3 protein-coding genes are annotated in these 17129 nt (G+C 72.6%); all 3 read right to left on the bottom strand.

Annotation, left to right across the window (positions count from 1 at the left end; genetic code table 11):
• Positions 1-24: 24 nt before the first annotated feature.
• Positions 25-15144 carry a non-ribosomal peptide synthetase gene (locus IF11_RS0100015; RefSeq protein ID WP_051745210.1) on the bottom strand — a complete coding sequence of 5040 codons (15120 nt, stop codon included), beginning with the start codon at positions 15142-15144 and terminating at the stop codon, positions 25-27.
• The gene (locus tag IF11_RS41775; protein WP_244888218.1) at positions 15141-16502 is read right to left on the bottom strand and encodes a condensation domain-containing protein; all 1362 of its coding nucleotides are present in this window, start codon (positions 16500-16502) and stop codon (positions 15141-15143) included. The genes IF11_RS0100015 and IF11_RS41775 overlap by 4 nt, the downstream gene beginning before the upstream one ends.
• Positions 16426-17129: AMP-binding enzyme (locus tag IF11_RS41495; RefSeq protein ID WP_211266745.1), on the bottom strand; the 704-nt coding region annotated here is incomplete at its 5' end. The genes IF11_RS41495 and IF11_RS41775, both read right to left, overlap by 77 nt.

Below are 17129 nucleotides of genomic sequence, written 5' to 3'. Positions count from 1 at the left end.
CTTGTCGGTTCAGGGGGCAGCGGGTCAGGCGAGGTCGCGGAGCCGGCCGGCGAGGATCCTGCCGATCTCGGCCAGCGGGCCCGGCTGGGTCAGGTCGTCATGGGTGGACTCGATGGGGTGGCTGTCGAGGGAGCCCTCCAGGTACGGCGCCCACACCTGGGGTCCCGGCGCGTCCGCGGGCTTGCCGAGTACGGCCTCGAAGAAGAGGACGTCGCCGACGTACGTCCCGGGCACATGACCGCGCGCGATCCGCGAGTTGTTCTCGAAGACCTCGTAGAGCGCGGCCACATGCCGTTCCTCCAGGGAGCCGAGCACTCCGTCCTGCTGCCGGAGGATCTCTGTGACGCGGGCGAACTCCAGCGGCTCCCCGCCCTGGCTCTCCCGGTGGTATCCGGCGAGGTCGAGCATCCCGGCGAGGAACTCCCGCTGGGAGAGGACGGCGTCCATGGACTCTCCCCGCGGCCTCGGGAAGGAGTCGAGCATGGCGAGGAGGGCCACCTTCTCGCCCTCCCGCTGGAGCCGCTCGGCGATGGCGTGGGCCACGAGTCCGCCGAAGGACCAGCCGAGGAGCAGATACGGGCCGGTGGGCTGCACCGTACGCATCTGCCTGAGGTAGTCGGCGGCGATCTCCTCGACCGTCGTGGGCAGTTCACCCGGTTCCGCGATGCCCCGGGACTGGAGCCCGTAGATCGGATGGTCGGGGCCGAGATGGCGCATGAGCCCGGCGTACGACCAGCTGAAGCCGCTGGCGGGATGCACACAGAACAACGGGGGGCGGTTTCCGCCGCGGCGCAGGGGCAGCAGGACCTCGAACGCGCCCTGGGCGTCATCCCCTTCGCCGCCTTCCGCGTCGAGCCGTTCAGCGAGCTCGGCCGCGGTGGGTGCCTCGAACAGGGTACGGAGGGCGATGTCCACGCCGAAGGTCGAACGCACCCTGCTGATCAGGCGGGTGGCCAGCAGCGAGTGGCCCCCGAGGTCGAAGAAGCCGTCGTCGACGCTCACCCGGGGAACCCCGAGGACTTCGGCGAACAGCTCGCACAGCAGCCGCTCCTGGCGGGTGCGCGGCGGCCGGCCACCGGTGCCCGCTCCGAGGTCGGGGGCGGGCAGGGCCCCACGGTCGAGTTTGCGGTTGGGCGTCAGCGGCAGGGCGTCGAGCGGGACGAACGCCGCCGGGACCATGTACTCGGGCAGGTCGGCGCCGACGTACTGCCGCAGTTCGGCGGTGGGCGGGAGTACACCGCCCGGCTCGGGGACCACGTAGGCGACGAGGCGCTGATCGCCGGGGCGGTCCTCACGTACGATCACCGCGGCCCTGGCGACGGCCGGGTGGCGGTCGATGACGGCCTCGACCTCGCCGAGTTCGATCCGGAAGCCGCGCAGCTTCACCTGGTCGTCCACGCGCCGCAGGAAGAACAGCGTGCCGTCCGCGTTCCACCGCACCACGTCCCCCGTGCGGTACATCCGGGAACCGGGCGCGCCGAACGGGTTGGGGACGAACCGCGCGGCCGTCATATCGGGGCGGCCCAGGTAGCCGCGGGCCAGGCAGTTGCCCGCCACATACAGCTCTCCCGGTGCCCCCTGCGGTACAAGTTGCAGATGGGCGTCGAGCACATAGAACTGGGTGTTCGCCATAGGGCCGCCGATGGGCAGCGGCCCCGGGGGGATCTCCTGGCCGGGCTCGATCCGGTACTCGCTGCAGTTCACCGTCGTCTCGGTGGGCCCGTACATGTTGAGGACGGTGGTGCCGGGGTGCTTCTCGCGCCATTCGTCGACGAGTTCACCGAGCAGCAGTTCTCCGCCGAGCAGCAGCTCGGTGGCCGGCGAGAACTCCCCCGGCAGCGCGCCCAGGACCGGCAGATGGCTGGGCGTGGCCTTGAGGAAGGTGCACGGCCGCTGCTGGAGCGCCGCCGCGGTGCCGGGCTCGGGGTCCTGCAGATCGCTGACGACATGGACGGTGCCGCCCACGGTCAGCGGCACATAGGTCGCGGTCACCGACAGGTCGAAGGAGATCGGCGAGTGCAGCAGCGCCGTCCCGCGGATGCCTTCGTAGTCGCCTCCGGCGAAGACGAGGTAGTCGGTGAGCGAGGTGTGCTGCACCACCACGCCCTTGGGCCGCCCGGTGGATCCCGAGGTGTAGATGATGTAGGCCGGGTTGGCGAGACGCAGCGGTGTCAGCCGGTCGGCGTCGGTGAGATCGGTGCCGTCGAGACCGGCGTCCTCTTCGCCGGTGCCGTCGAGACCGGCCGCCTCTTCGCCGGTGCCGTCGAGACCGGCCGCCTCTTCGCCGGTGCCGTCGAAGCCGGTCAGCTCTTCGTCGGTGCCCGGGGCGTCCAGCAGGATGCGCGGCGCGTCGAGGTCCGGCAGTTCACCGGCCGTCGCGGCGTCGGTGAGCAGCAGGGCCGGGTCCGTGTCGGCCAGCATGAACGCGATCCGCTCGGCCGGGTACTCCGGGTCGACGGGCACATAGGCGCCGCCCGCCTTGAGCACGGCGAGCAGGGCCACCACCAGGCGGGCCGACCGCGGAAGAGCGACCGCGACAAACCGCTCGGGCCCCACTCCGCGCCGTACGAGATACCGGGCGAGCCGGTTGGCGCGGGCGTTGAGTTCCGCGTACGAGATCTCCTCGCCGCGGAAGACCAGCGCGGGCGCGTCGGGGGTACGGGCGACCTGGGCCTGGAACAGCTCGGGGAGCGTCACGCTCGGCACCTCGGTGGCGGTGTCGTTCCAGGTCACCACCGTCCGCTCGCGCTCGGCGGCGTCGAGGAGCCCGATCGCGCCGATCGGCCGGTCGGGATCGGTGACGGCCGCGTCGAGGAGCCGGACGAGCCGGGCGACGAGGGTGGCGACCGTCTCCTCGTCGAACAGGTCCGCGCGGTAGACGATCTGGCCCTCGATGCCCTGGCAGGTGCCGTCGTCGGCCCGCCGGTCGCTGAGACTGACCGACAGGTCGAACTTGGAGCCGCCGATGCCGAGCGGCTGCGCGGCCACGGTGAGGCCGGTCACCTCCTGGCCGACCTCGGTGGGGTTCTGGAAGGCCAGGGCGATCTGGAAGAGAGGGTGCCGGGACAGCGACCGCGCCGGGTTGAGCACCTCGACCAGCCGCTCGAACGGGGTGTCCTGGTGGGCGTAGGCGGCGAGGTCCCGCTCGCGGACGCGGCCGAGCAGTTCGCGGAACGTGGGGTTGCCCGAGGTGTCGGTGCGCAGCACGAGGGTGTTGACGAAGAAGCCGACCAGATCGTCCAGGGCCTCGTCGGTACGCCCGGCGATCGGGCTGCCCAGCGGGATGTCGGTGCCGGCGCCGAGCCGGGTCAGCAGCGCCGCGAGCGCGGACTGCACCACCATGAAGGCGCTCGCCCGGTTCTCCCTGGCCAGTCCGACCAGCCGCCGGTGGAGCTCCGGACCGATGACGACGGGTACGGTGCCGCCCGCTGTGCCGGCCACCGCGGGCCGGGGACGGTCGGTGGGCAGTTCCAACTGGTCGGGCAGTCCGGCCAGTTCGCCGCGCCAGAAGTCCAGCTGCCGGGAGATCGGGCTGTCCGGGTCCGACTCGTCGCCGAGCACATCGCGCTGCCACAGGCTGTAGTCGGCGTACTGCACCCGCAGCGGGATCCAGCGCGGGGCGGAGCCCGCACACCGCGCCTCATAGGCGGCGGCGAGGTCGCGGGCGAGCGGCGCCGCGGAGGCTCCGTCGCTCGCGATGTGGTGCATGACGAGCAGCAGGCAGTGCTCGTCCGGACGCAGGGCGAACAGGCGGGCGCGCAGCGGCAGTTCGCGGGCGAGGTCGAACCCCCTGGCCGCTTCTGCGGTCAGCCGCTCCTCAAGCGCCGCCTCCTCGATCTCGGTGACGGGGAGTTCGGGCCGGGCCGCCTCGGCGTCCACGATCCGCTGGTGGGCGCTGCCGTCGGCGTCGGCGCCCGCGGTCTCGGGGAAGACGGTGCGCAGGCTCTCGTGCCGCGCGACGACATCGCCGAGGGCCGCGCGCAGTGCGTCACGGTTCAGCTCGCCGGTGAGGCGCAGCGCGAGCGGCACATTGTAGGCGGCGGTCTCCGCGTCGAACCGGTTGAGGAACCACAGCCTGCGCTGGGCGAACGAGAGCGGAACCCGCTCGGGCCGCTCCACCGGGGCGGGCGCCCGCCTGCCGGAGCCGAAGACTCCGAGCGAGGCGGCGAGACCGGCGACCGTGGGGGTTTCGAACAGGGCCCGCACCTGGAGATCCACGCCGAAGGCCGACCGAATCCTGTTCACCAGACGGGTGGCGAGCAGCGAATGGCCGCCCAGGTCGAAGAAGTTGTCATCGGGCCCCACCCGCGGCAGGCCGAGCACCTCCGCGAAGACATCGCACAGGATCTCCTCCTGCGGGGTGCGCGGCGCACGCCCGGGGGCTCCCGTCCCGTAGTCCGCGAAGTCCGGGGCGGGCAGGGCCTTGCGGTCCACCTTGCCGTTGGGGGTGAGCGGCAGCGCGCCCTCCACGAGGACGAGCGCCGAGGGCACCATCGCCTCCGGCAGCGCGCCCGCCAGCCGTGCGCGGACCTCGCGGGGATCGACCGCCCCGACGACATGGCCGACGAGCCGGCTCTGCCCCGCGGGGTCGGTGCCGACCGTGACCACGGCGTCCGTCACTCCGGGGACGGCGCGCAGGGCGGCCTCCACCTCGCCGAGTTCGATGCGCTGGCCGCGGATCTTGACCTGGTGGTCCTGCCTGCCGAGGAACTCCAGCTGCCCGTCGGGCAGATAACGCACCCGGTCGCCGGTGCGGTACAGCCTGCAGCCGGGCTCGTCCGCGGCGGCGAACGGGTCGGGGACGAAGGCGATGGCTGTACGCCCCGGGTCGCCGAGGTAGCCGAGACCGACGCCGACGCCGCCCACGTACAGCTCGCCCGGCACGCCGACCGGGACGGGCCGCAGCCGGTCGTCGAGGACATAGAGCCGGGTGTTGCGGATCGGGGAGCCGATCGGCACCCGGACGCCGCCGAGCGGGGTCGCGCTGTCGATGACGGCGTGGGTGACGTCGTCGGAGCACTCCGTCGGGCCGTAGGCGTTCACCAGCGGGATCCCCGGGTAGCGGGCGAACCAGCGGGTGCACAGGTCGGGCGGCAGGGCCTCGCCCGTCACCATCAGCCAGCGCAGCCGGGGCAGTCCGACGGGTTCGGCGCCCGCGTCCCACGCGTCCAGTGCGGTGCGCAGCAGCGAGGGGACGACTTCGAGCACGGTGACGTGCTCCTCGGCGACGCGGCCGAACAGGGCCTGCGGGTCCAGGGCGGTGTCGTCCCCGACCAGTCGCACCCGCCCGCCGGCGACCAGGCCGGCCAGCATCTGCCATACGGAGATGTCGAAGGTCAGCGGGGCGTTGGCCACCACGCTGTCCTCCTGCGTCATCGCGAGGTCCTCGACCTTCGCGAGCAGATGGTTGACCATGCCGCGCCGCTGGACCATCGCGCCCTTGGGACGGCCCGTGGAGCCCGAAGTGAAGATCACGTAGGCAAGGTGGTCCGGACCTCCGGCCACGGGCAGCAACTCGCTGTCGGCGTCGTCAGCGTCGTCGGTGAGCAGCAGGATCTCGACGGGACCGCCGGCGGCCGCCGCCAGTTCGGTGGCCCGGTCGAGGTGTTCGGGGGCCGCCAGCAGCCAGCGGGCACCGCTGTCGGTGAGCATGCCGGCGCTGCGGGCCAGCGGGGCGCGGGGGTCGAGCGGCACATAGGCCGCGCCGATTCCGAGCACGCCGAGCACCGCGGCGGGCACCCGGGCCGTGCGGTCGGACAGGATCGCCGCGATGGAGCCCTCGCCCGCACCACCGGCGAGCAGTCCGCGTGAGACGGCGCTCGCGCGGGCGACCAGCGTCGCGTAGCTGGTGGCGCCGGTGTCGTCCACGAGAGCGACAGCCTCCGGGCGCCGCGCCGCGATCTCCCGTACGCGCTCCACGACTCCGGGGATGTCCTGGTCACGTGCGGTGTTGTTCCAGTCGTGCAGCAGCCGCCCGCGCTCGGCCGGGTCGACGATGTCGAACTGTCCGACGCGGCGGTCGGGTTCGGCGACGGCGGCTTCGAGGAGCCGGACGAAGCAGCCCAGCAGCCGCTGCGCCGTGGCCCGCTCGAAGAGATCGGTGCTGTAGTCGAACCGGCCGTCCAGGCCGTCCGGTTCGCCGGCGGCGCCGTAGCGCTCGGTGAGATCGAAGGACAGGTCGAACTGGGCCGCGTGGACGCCCGCCGTCTCGACGTCGACAGTGAGCCCCGGCAGGGCGAGATCCGCCTGGCTGTTGTTCTGCAGGACGAGCATCACCTGGAACAGCGGGTTGCGGGACATCGAGCGGGCCGGGTTGAGCACCTCGACCAGCCGCTCGAACGGCGTGTCCTGGTGGGCGTAGGCGGCGAGGTCCGTGTCCCGTACGCGGCCGAGCAGTTCGCGGAAGGTCGGATCGCCCGAGGTGTCGGTCCGCAGCACGAGCGTGTTGACGAAGAAGCCGACCAGATCGTCCAGGGCCTCGTCGGTACGCCCGGCGATCGGACTGCCCAGCGGGATGTCGGTGCCGGCGCCGAGCCGGGTCAGCAGCGCCGCGAGCGCGGACTGCACCACCATGAACAGGCTGGCCCCGTTGTCCCGTACGAGCGCCAGGAGCCCCTGGTGCAGCTCGGGTTCGAGCCGGAAGAGCAGCGTGCCGCCCTCGTACCCGGCGACGGCGGGCCGTGACCGGTCCGACGGGAGTTCCAGTTCGTCCGGGAGCCCGGCGAGTGCGGTGGTCCAGAAGGCGAGCTGACGGGAGAGCGGGCTGTCCGGATCCGACTCCTCTCCGAGCACCTCGCGCTGCCAGACGCTGTAGTCGGCGTACTGCACGGGCAGCGGATCCTGCCGTGGGGCCTCGCCGCGCACCCGGGCGGCGTAGGCCACCGAGAAGTCACGGGCGAGGGGGTTCATCGACCATCCGTCACCCGCGATGTGGTGCAGGACGAGGAGCAGTACGTGCTCGTCGGGACCGAGTGCGAAGACGGTGGCCCGCAGCGGCGGGTCCACGGCCAGGTCGAATCCGGGCCGTACCGCCTCCAGCATCGCGCCGGGCAGCTCCGCCTCGGTGAGGGGGGCCACCGTGACAGCCGGGGTGGCCTCGGAAGCGTCGAGCACCACCTGGTGCGGTGTCCCCCCGGTCTCCCGGAAGACGGTGCGCAGGGACTCGTGCCGCTCGACCACATCGCCGAGCGCCGCCCGCAGGGCCGGCAGGTCCAGCCGTCCGCGCAGCCGCAGCGCGATCGGGATCTTGTACGGGGAGGCCGCGCCCTCCAGGCGGTTGAGGAACCACAGGCGGTGCTGGCCGTACGACATCGGGACGAGTTCGGGGCGGGGCACGGGGCGAAGCGCCGTACGGGCCCGGGCGGCTCCGGCGATGGATTCGACGAGCCTGGCCGGGGTGGGGGCCTCGAACAGGCCCCGGACCGCGAGCTCCACGCCGAACGCCGACCGCAGCCGGCTGACCAGTCGGGTGGCCAGCAGTGAGTGGCCGCCCAGGTCGAAGAAGCTGTCGTCGATGCCCACCTCCGGCACTCCGAGGACCTCGGCGAACACCTCGCAGAGCATGCGCTCCTCGGGCGTGCGCGGTGCGCGGCGGGTGGAGGCGGCGGCGTAGTCCGGAGCGGGCAGGGACTGGCGGTCGAGCTTGCCGTTGGCGGTGACGGGCAGGGAGTCGAGCGCGACGAAGGCCGCCGGGACCATGTACTCGGGGAGCGCGGCGCCGGCGTGGTCGCGCAGGGCGGAGGCGTCCGGCGCGTCGGTACGTATCTCGGCCACCGTGTAGGCGACCAGGCGCTTGTCACCCGGCCGGTCCTCCCGGACGATCACCGCGACCTGGGCGAGGCCGGGGTGGCGGGCGAGCACCGCCTCGATCTCACCCAGCTCGATCCGGAAGCCGCGTACCTTGACCTGCTCGTCGGCGCGGCCGACGAATTCGAGGACACCCTCACCGGTCCACCGCACCAGGTCTCCGGTGCGGTACATCCGCGCCCCCGCGGGCCCGAACGGGTCCGCGACGAACCGCTCCGCGGTGAGTCCCGGCCGGCCGAGGTAGCCGCGGGCGAGTCCCGCGCCCGCGATGTACAGCTCTCCCGCGACGCCGGGCAGGGTGAGGGCGAGGCCGTCGTCCAGGACGTAGAGCCGCATGTTGTCCAGCGGCGTTCCGATCGGGACGGTGCCGGGGACGGTGTCCTCGGCGCGCATCAGGTGGTGCGTGGCGAACGTGGTGGTCTCGGTCGGGCCGTAGCCGTCGGCGACGACGGTGGTCGGGCAGGCGTCCAGCACCCTGCGGACCATGGGCGCCGGCACGACATCACCTCCCGACCAGACCTCGCGGACCCCCGCGAAGCACTCGGGCCGCTCCTCGGCGAGGATCCGGAACAGGCCGGCCGTCAGCCACAGCCCGGTGACCTGCCGCTCGACGACGACCCGGGCGAGATCGTGGACGTCCAGTTCGCCGGGGGGCGCCACGACGAGCTGTCCGCCGCGCAGCAGCGGCACCCACAGCTCGTAGGTGGAGGCGTCGAACGCCTGTGGCGAGTGCAGCAGCACCCGTTCGTGGTTCCCGGTGTCCCAGCACCCGTCGGAGGCGAGGCTCAGTACGTCGTGGTGGGTGACGGCGACGCCCTTGGGCGTACCCGTCGAGCCGGAGGTGTACATGACGTAGGCGAGCTGCTCGTGATGGCTGTCGACGCCGGGATCCGTGCCGGGCTCCGCGGCCCGTGCGAGATCGTCGTCGATGACCAGGACCCGGGCGTCGTGCGGGAAGCCGCGGGCGTCGTCCAGCATGGCCGGATCGGTGAGCAGTACGGTGGCGTCGGTCTGCTCCACGATCAGCCGCAGCCGGGCCCGCGGATAGCGGGCGTCGAGCGGTACGTAGGCGCCGCCGGCCTTGAGTACGGCGAGGATCGAGGCGACCAGTTCGACGGAGCGTTCCTGCATCACCGCCACCCGGCTCTCCGGCCCCACACCGCAGGCGATCAGCCGGTGCGCCAGCCGGTTGGCGAGCACGTCGAGTTCGCGGTAGGTGACCTGCCGGCCGTCGGAGCCGCACAGCGCGACCGCGTCCGGAGTACGGGCGGCCTGCTCCGCGAACCGCCGCTGGACGGACCCGGCCGTCCCGGAGTCGGGGCGTACGGCGCCGTTCCACTCCGTCAGCAGCCGGGCGCGCTCCTCACCGGTGAGCACCTCGATCCGTCCGAGCCGCCGGTGCGGATCCGTGGTGACGAGTTCCAGCAGACGTAGCAGCCGGTCCCCGATCCCTTCGACGGCGTCACGGTCGAGCGCGTCCGGCCGGTAGTGCAGCCGCAGTTCCAGGGCGCGGCCGGGGAGCGCGACAAGGGTCAGCGGGTAGTGGGTGGCGTCGCGGCCGTCGATCCCGAGGACGTTCAGACCGGTGCCGGGCAGCTCCATCGTGGCGGGATCGAGCGGGTAGTTCTCGAACACATTGAGGGTGTCGAACAGTTCGCCGGTGCCGGTGATGCCCTGGATGTCGGTGAGTCCCACGTACTGGTGCTCGGCCAGCCGGGACTGCTGGTCCTGCAGCCGGGTGAGCAGCGAGGCCGGCGACTCCTCGGGGCGCAGCTCGACCCGGACCGGCAGGGTGTTGATGAACAGGCCCACCATCGACTCGATGCCCGCGATCTCGGGCGGCCTGCCGGAGACCGTGGTACCGAACACGACGTCCTGGCGCCCGGTGAGGCGGCCGAGCAGAACCGCCCACGCCCCCTGGACGAGGGTGTTCATGGTCAGCCCGAGGCCGCGGGCCCGCTCGGTGAGCGCGGTGGTGAGCGCCTCCGTCAGATCGACGGTGACCGTCTCCGGCACCGCCGCGGCGCGGCCGGGGTCGACGGGCGCGAGGAGGGTGGGCTCGGCGCCGTCCAGCGCCTGCTTCCACGCCTCGTGCGCGGCGCGCCGGTCCTGGTCCGCGAGCCAGGCCAGATACTCCCGGTAGGGGGTGACGCGCGGCAGCCCCGCGTCGCTTCCCTGCCGCGCGTACAGGGTGAACAGTTCCCGCGCGAGCAGCGGCGTGGACCAGCCGTCCAACAGGATGTGATGGTTCGTCAGCACCAGTCGGCAGCGCCCGGCGCCGAGCCGGATCACGGTGAAGCGGAGCAGCGGGGGCGCGGTCAGATCGAAGCGGCGGGCGCGGTCCTCGGTCAGCAGCCGCTCCATCTCACCGTCCCGCGCCGCGTCCGCCGTGCCCGACAGGTCGTGCTCGAACCACGGCAGCGGGACCTCACGGGGCACGAACTGGACGGGTTCGGGCAGGCCGTGGTGCCAGAAACCGGCCCGGAGATTGGCGTGCCGCTCCAGCAGGACGCGCGCGGCGCGCTTGAGGGCGTCGGTGTCCAGCGGGCCTTCGACATCGAGCAGCAGCTGAACGGTGTAGACGTCCGCCGCCCGCTCGTCGTAGAGCGCGTGGAAGAACAGGCCCTTCTGCAAGGACGACAGCGGCAGCAGATCCGCCAGGCCGGGGCGGGCCCGCTCCACGGTGTCGATCTCGGCCTGGGTGAGGGAGACCAGCGGGAGGTCGGACGGGGTGTGTCCGCCGGCCGCCGGCGCTCCGGCGTGGGCCGCGAGGGCGTCGAGGGCCCGGAACCAGGTCTCGGCCAGGTCCTGGGCGTCCTGTTCGGAGAGCAGATCGCCGGGCCAGGACAGGGTCGCGGTCAGCCGCGGTCCGTCGGTGTGGTCCTGGGTCAGCGCGTTGACCTCAAGGGCGTGCGGGACCGGCATGTCCGGATCGACGCCACCGCCGAGGCCGTCCGCCTCCGGGGCCACGGCCCAGTCCCCGTTCTCCTTGGGGGCGGCGGGAAAGCGACCGAGGTAGTTGAAGCCGATCTGGGGGGTACGGAGACCGGCGAGCGCGGGTCCCGTCTGCGGGTTGAGATAGCGCAGCAGCCCGTAGCCGATGCCGTTGTCCGGCAGGGCCCGCAGCTGTTCCTTGATCTGCTTGAGCGCCCGGCCGGCCTCGGGACCACCGGCCCACACCTCGGCCCAGTCCCGTACCCGCGGGTCGAGGCGTACGGGGTGCAGATCGGTGAACCAGCCGACGGTACGGGACAGATCGCTGCCGCCGACGACGTCCTCCCGGCCATGGCCTTCGAGGTCGACGAGGAGCGGGGCCGCCTCGCCGCCGTTCCTGCGTCGGCGCCAGTCCGCGACGGCCAGCGCCAGACCCGTCAGCAGGACGTCGTTGACGCCTCCGTGGAAGGCGGCGGGCACGGTCGTCAGCAGGGGTTCCGTCCGCTCGGGCGGCAGGGTGAGGCTGATGTGCCGGACGGTCTCGACGGTGTCGCGCGCCCTGTCCAGGGCCCGGTCGCCCAGCACCGGGTCGGGGGCGTCGAGGATGGACGCCCACAGCGGCAGCTCCTCCAGCCGGGCGGGGTGCTGCGCCAGGGCGGTCAACTGCTCGGCCCAGCCGCGCAGCGAGGTGCCCACCGGTTCCAGTTCGGCCCGCGTCCCCTCCATCGCGGCCTGGCAGGCGGCGGCCAGGTCCGGCAGCAGAATCCGCCAGGAGACGCCGTCGACGAGCAGATGGTGCAGGACGAGCAGCAGCCGGCCGGAGTCGTGCGGTCCCGCGTCGAACCACACGGCCCGCACCATGGCGCCGGCTTCGGGGGACAGCCGCGCCTGCTCGGTGCCTCCGTGGCCGGCCACCACGCAGCGCAGTGCCGCGCCGCGCAGCCCGGTGGCGTCCACCCGGGTCAGGCATCCGGCGGCGTCGAGCGCGCCGCGCGGCGCCACTTCGAGACCCCACACGATTCCTCCGGCGCGGGTGAGGCGCAGCCGCAGGGCGTCGTGGTGGTCGAGTACGGTCTGCAGCCCCTGGGTGAGCTGTTCCTCGTCGAGCCCGGCCGGGGTACGGATCAGCATCGACTGGTGGAAGCTGTCGACGGGGCCGCCGCGTTCGCGCAGCCAGTGCACGATCGGGGTGAGCGGGACCACCCCGATGCCGGAGTCGTCGGGGGCCCGCTGCGCGGACCGCTCCACCGGGGCGGCCAGGGCGGCGAGCGCCGCCACCGTCCGGTGCTGGAAGACATCGCGCGGGGTGAACACCAGGCCCGCTTTACGCGCCCGGCTGACCAGCTGAATGGAGACGATGCTGTCGCCGCCCAGGTCGAAGAAGCTGTCGTCCACCCCGACCCGGGGCAGTCCCAGTACGTCGGCGAACACCGCGCACAGGGCCTCTTCCCTGGGGTTGGCGGGGCCGCGCCCCGTCGTCACCGTTCCGTAGTCGGGGGCGGGAAGCGCCTTACGGTCCAGCTTTCCGTTCGGCGTCAGCGGGAGCGCGGGCAGCGCGACGAAGGCCGCCGGAACCATGTACTCGGGCAGTGCGGCGGCCACCTGCTCCCGCAGCGCGGCGTGGTCCGCGTCCCCGACGACGTACGCCACCAGACGCTTGACGCCGGGTGTGTCCTCACGGGCGGTCACCGCGACCCGGTCCACCCCGGGGTGGCGGGCCAGCACCGTCTCGATCTCGCCCGTCTCGACCCGGAAGCCCCGGATCTTGACCTGCTCATCGGCCCGGCCGACGTATTCGAGCGCGCCGTCCGCGCGCCACCGCACCACGTCGCCCGTGCGGTACATCCGGGTGCCCGGGGCGCCGAAGGGGTGGGCGACGAACCGCTCCGCGGTCAGCCCGGGGCGCCGCAGATAGCCACGGGCCAGTCCTTCGCCCGCGATGTAGAGCTCGCCCGCGACACCGACGGGTACGGGCCGCAGCCCCGCGTCCAGCACCAGCGCCTGGGTGTTGAACACCGGGCGGCCGATCGGCGGCGTCCCCGCGCCCGCCAGCGGTCCGCTCATCGTGGCGGCGACCGTCGATTCGGTCGGACCGTAGGCGTTGACCATGCGGCGGCCGGGTGACCAGCGGGCCACCAGGTCGGCGGAGCAGGCGTCACCGCCGACGATCAGGGAGCCGAAGCCGGGCAGCGCGGTCGTCGTCGGCACGCTCGCGAGGGCGGCGGGCGGGATGAGGGCATGGCTCACCCGCTGCCCGGCCAGGACATCGGCGAGGGCCTCCCCGGCCAGCGGGCCCGGCGGGGGGACGACCAGGGCGGCCCCGGCGGTCAGGGCCATGCCCAGTTCGAGGACGGCCGCGTCGAAGCTCGGGGAGGCGAACTGCAGGACCCGGCTGTCCGGTGCGACGGCGAAGCCCTCGACGGCCGCCGCGCAGAAGCTGGGCAGGCCGGCGTGGGAGACCACGACGCCCTTGGGGGTGCCGGTCGAGCCGGAGGTGTAGATCACGTACGCCGGGTGCGGCGGCCGCAGCGGGGTCGTGCGGTCGGCGTCGGTGGGGTTCGTGTCCGGGGACCCGGCCAGCTGGGCGGCCGTCCCGGGGCTGTCGAGGACCAGCCGCGCCGTGGTGTCCGCGGCGTGGGTGCCGGTGGCGTCCGAGGACGAGGCACCGGGGGCCACGATCTCCGGAGAGTCAGTCTCCCGAGTGGCGGCCTCGGTGGTGATCACGAGTTCCGGCCGGGCGTCACCGAGCATGAACCGGATCCGCTCGGCCGGATAGTCGGGGTCGACCGGCAGGTAGGCCGCTCCGGACTTGAGCACCGCCAGCGCCGCCACCACCGTGTCCGCCGAGCGCGGCAGGGCGAGAGCGACGAGGTGCTCGGGACCGATACCGCGCTGGATGAGCAGATGCGCGAGCCGGTTGGCGCGGGCGCCGAGTCCGGCGTAGGACAGCGCGCCGCCGTCGAACACCACGGCGTCGTTCCCCGGGGTCCTGGCTGTCTGTTCCTCGATGAGCTCCGTGAGCGTGACCGACGGGACCTCGCGCCCGGTGGCGTTCCACTCGACGAGCACCCGCTCACGCTCGGCGGAATCCAGCACGTCGATGGTCGCGACGGGCCGGTCGGGGGCGGTGACCGCCGTCTCCAGGAGCCGCACCAGACGGGCCGTCAGCTGCTCGGCGGCGTCGGCACCTACGAGATCGGGCCGGTGGTCCACCCGCAGGGTGAGCCGGTCGCCGGGGATCACCGCGAGGGTGACGGGGTAGTGCGTCGCGTCGTTGACCTCGACGCCGCCGATCCGCACGCCGTCGCCGAGCGGTTCGAGGCCCGCGGGGTCCAGAGGATAGTTCTCGAAGACGGTCAGGGTGTCGAACATTTCCCCGGCACCGGCCAGGCGCCGCACCTCGCGCAGACCGAGGTGCTGGTGCTCCATCAGCCGCGACTGCTCGTCCTGGAGCCTGGTGAGCAGTTGGACGAAGGGCTCCCCGGGACGCAACTCGACCCGCACCGGCAGGGTGTTGATGAACAGCCCCACCATCGTCTCCACGCCGGGGATCTCCGGCGGACGGCCCGAGACCGTCGCACCGAAGACCACGTCCTGGCGTCCGGTGAGCCGGCCGAGCAGTACCGCCCAGGCGCCCTGGACCAGTGTGTTCAGCGTCAGGCCCCGGGCGCGCGCGAACCGCGCGAGCGACGCGGTCAGTTCGGCCGGCAGCTCGCGGATCACCCGGCGCGGCGTCACCGCTGCGCGCTCCCCGCCCATGGCGCCGGGGGCCAGCAGCGTCGGCTCGGCCAAGCCGGCGAGGGCCTCCTTCCAGGCTGCCCGCGCCGCCTCGCGGTCCCGGCCGGCGAGCCAGGCCAGATAGTCGCGGTACGGGGTGACGCGCGGCAGTTCGCTCTCGGACCCGCCGTTCGTGTAGAGCGCGAACAGCTCCTGCGCCAGCAGCGGCATCGACCAGCCGTCCAGCAGGATGTGATGGTTCGTCAGCACAAGACGGAAGCGGTCGTCGGCCAGCCGTACGAGGACGAACCGCACCAGCGGCGGCGCCGCCGGATCGAACCGGCGGGCCTTCTCGTCCGCCAGGATCCCGGCGAGCGCGGCCGTCCGCTCGTCCTCGCCGAGCCCGCTCAGATCCCGTACGTCCCAGGGCAGTTCCACGGTGCGCCGGATGACCTGCACGGCCTCGCCGGTCTTGCGCCGGCGGAATCCCGCGCGCAGGTTGGCGTGCCGGCGCAGCAGGATTTCCGCCGCTGTGCGCAGAGCCTCCGCGTCCACCCGGCCGACGAGTTCGAAGGCGAACTGCATGGTGTACACGTCGGGTGCCTGGTCGTCGTAGACCGCGTGGAAGAGAAACCCTTCCTGCAGGGGCGACAGAGGCAGAATGTCTTCAACCGCGGACTGGCTCACTTCGACATCTCCCACTCGGTTCCAGGTTCCAGCTCGTCTTCGAATGCGTCGATCTCGTCCTGGGTGAGCGAGACCAAGGTCAGATCCGACGGGGTGTGCCCACCGGCACCCGGCCGTTCGGCGTGGGTGACGAGGGCGTCCAGGGCGCGGAACCAGGTCTCGGCCAGGTCCTGGATCTCGTCCTCGGAGAAAAGCCCCGCGGGCCACGTCCAGGTCGCGCTGAGCCGTGCTCCCTCGGGTCCGTCCTGGGTCAGCGCGTTGATCTCGACGGCGTGCGGGACGGGCATCGCGTCATCGGCCCCACCGCCGATCCCGTCCGCCTCCGGAGCCGCGGTCCAGTCGGCTTCGGTGCCGGTTTCGAGGCGGCCGAGGTAGTTGAAGCCGATCTGCGGGGTCGGGAGGGCGGCGAGCACCGGCGCTGTGCCGGGGTTGAGATGGCGCAGCAGACCGTAGCCGATGCCGGTGTCGGGCACGGCCCGCAGCTGCTCCTTGACGAGCTTCAGCGCTCGCCCGACGTCGGGGCCGCCGGCCCACACCTCGCCCCAGTCCGGTGTCCCCGGATCCAGCCGTACCGGATAGAGGCTGGTGAACCAGCCGACGGTACGGGAGAGATCGGCGCCGTCCGCGATGTCCTCGCGGCCATGGCCTTCGAGGTCGACGAGGAGCGAGGTCGTCTCCCCGCGGTTGTTGCGGCGCCGCCAGTCGGCGACGGCCAGCGCGAGGGCGGTCAGCAGCACATCGTTCACACCGCCGTGGAAGGTGGCCGGCACGGTGGTCAGCAGTGGCCGCGTACGGTCCGACGGCAGGGTGAGGGTGAGGTGCCGTACGGTGCCCGCGGTGTCGCGCGCCGCGTCCAGGGGGCGGACGCCCAGCAAGGGATCGGGTCCTTCCAAGATCCCGGTCCACAGGGGGAGTTCGTCGAGCCGGGCGGGTTCCTGGGCGAGGTCGGTGAGCCGCTCGGCCCGGCGCCGCAACGACGTTCCGACCGGTTCGAGTTCCTTGCCCGCGACGGCCGCCGCCAGATCCGGCAGCAGAATCCGCCACGAGACACCGTCGACCACCAGATGATGCAGGACGAGCAGGAGCCGGCCGGAGTCGTGCGGTCCCGCGTCGAACCACACCGCGCGCACCATCTCACCCGTCTCCGGGCAGAGCGGTTCGTGCTGCAGACCGTCCGCCGTTTCCACGCGCGTGACGACCTCGGCGGCGTTCACCGCGCCGCGCGGCATCGTCTCCAACTCCCAGTCGCCGCCCGTACGTCGCAACCGCAGCCGCAACGCGTCATGATGATCGAGCAACGTCCCCAGCCCCGCCGTCAGCCGCTCCCACGTCAGCCCGGCAGGCGTGCGCACCACCATCGACTGATGGAAACCCTCGACAGGACCACCACGCTCCCGCAGCCAGTGCACGATCGGGGTGAGCGGTACGGCGCCGATGCCGTAGTCGGGCGGCAATGGAGACAATGCTGTCACCACCCAGATCGAAGAAGCTGTCATCCACACCGACACGCGACAGACCCAGCACATCCGCGAAGACCCCGCACAACACCTCTTCCCGCACACTCCCCGGACCACGTTCCGTCGCCACCGCACCGTAGTCCGGAGCCGGCAACGCCCGGCGGTCCAGCTTCCCGTTCGCCGTCACCGGCAGGCCGTCCACCACCACGAACGCCGCAGGAACCATGTACTCCGGCACAGCCGCGCCCACATGCTCACGCAACACATCCACACCCGCATCACCCACCACATACGCCACCAACCGCTTCACACCGGGCTGGTCCTCACGCGCGATCACCGCGACCTGACGCACCCCCGGATACCCCGCCAGCACCGCCTCGATCTCACCCAACTCGACCCGGAACCCCCGGATCTTCACCTGCTCATCGACCCGGCCCAGATACTCCAGATTCCCGTCCGACCGCCACCGCACCACATCACCCGTGCGATACATCCGCCCACCCGCGACACCACCGTACGGATCAGCGA

The sequence above is a fragment of the Streptomyces scopuliridis RB72 genome (genome assembly GCF_000718095.1).
In the GTDB taxonomy this organism is placed as follows: Bacteria; Actinomycetota; Actinomycetes; order Streptomycetales; family Streptomycetaceae; genus Streptomyces; species Streptomyces scopuliridis.
This window is presented reverse-complemented; position numbering and strand designations above follow the sequence as displayed.

Coding starts and splice junctions, on each gene's coding strand:
- IF11_RS41775 (WP_244888218.1), bottom strand. CDS start 16,502: ATGGTGGTGCGCACGCCTGCCGGGCTGACGTGGGAGCGGCTGACGGCG.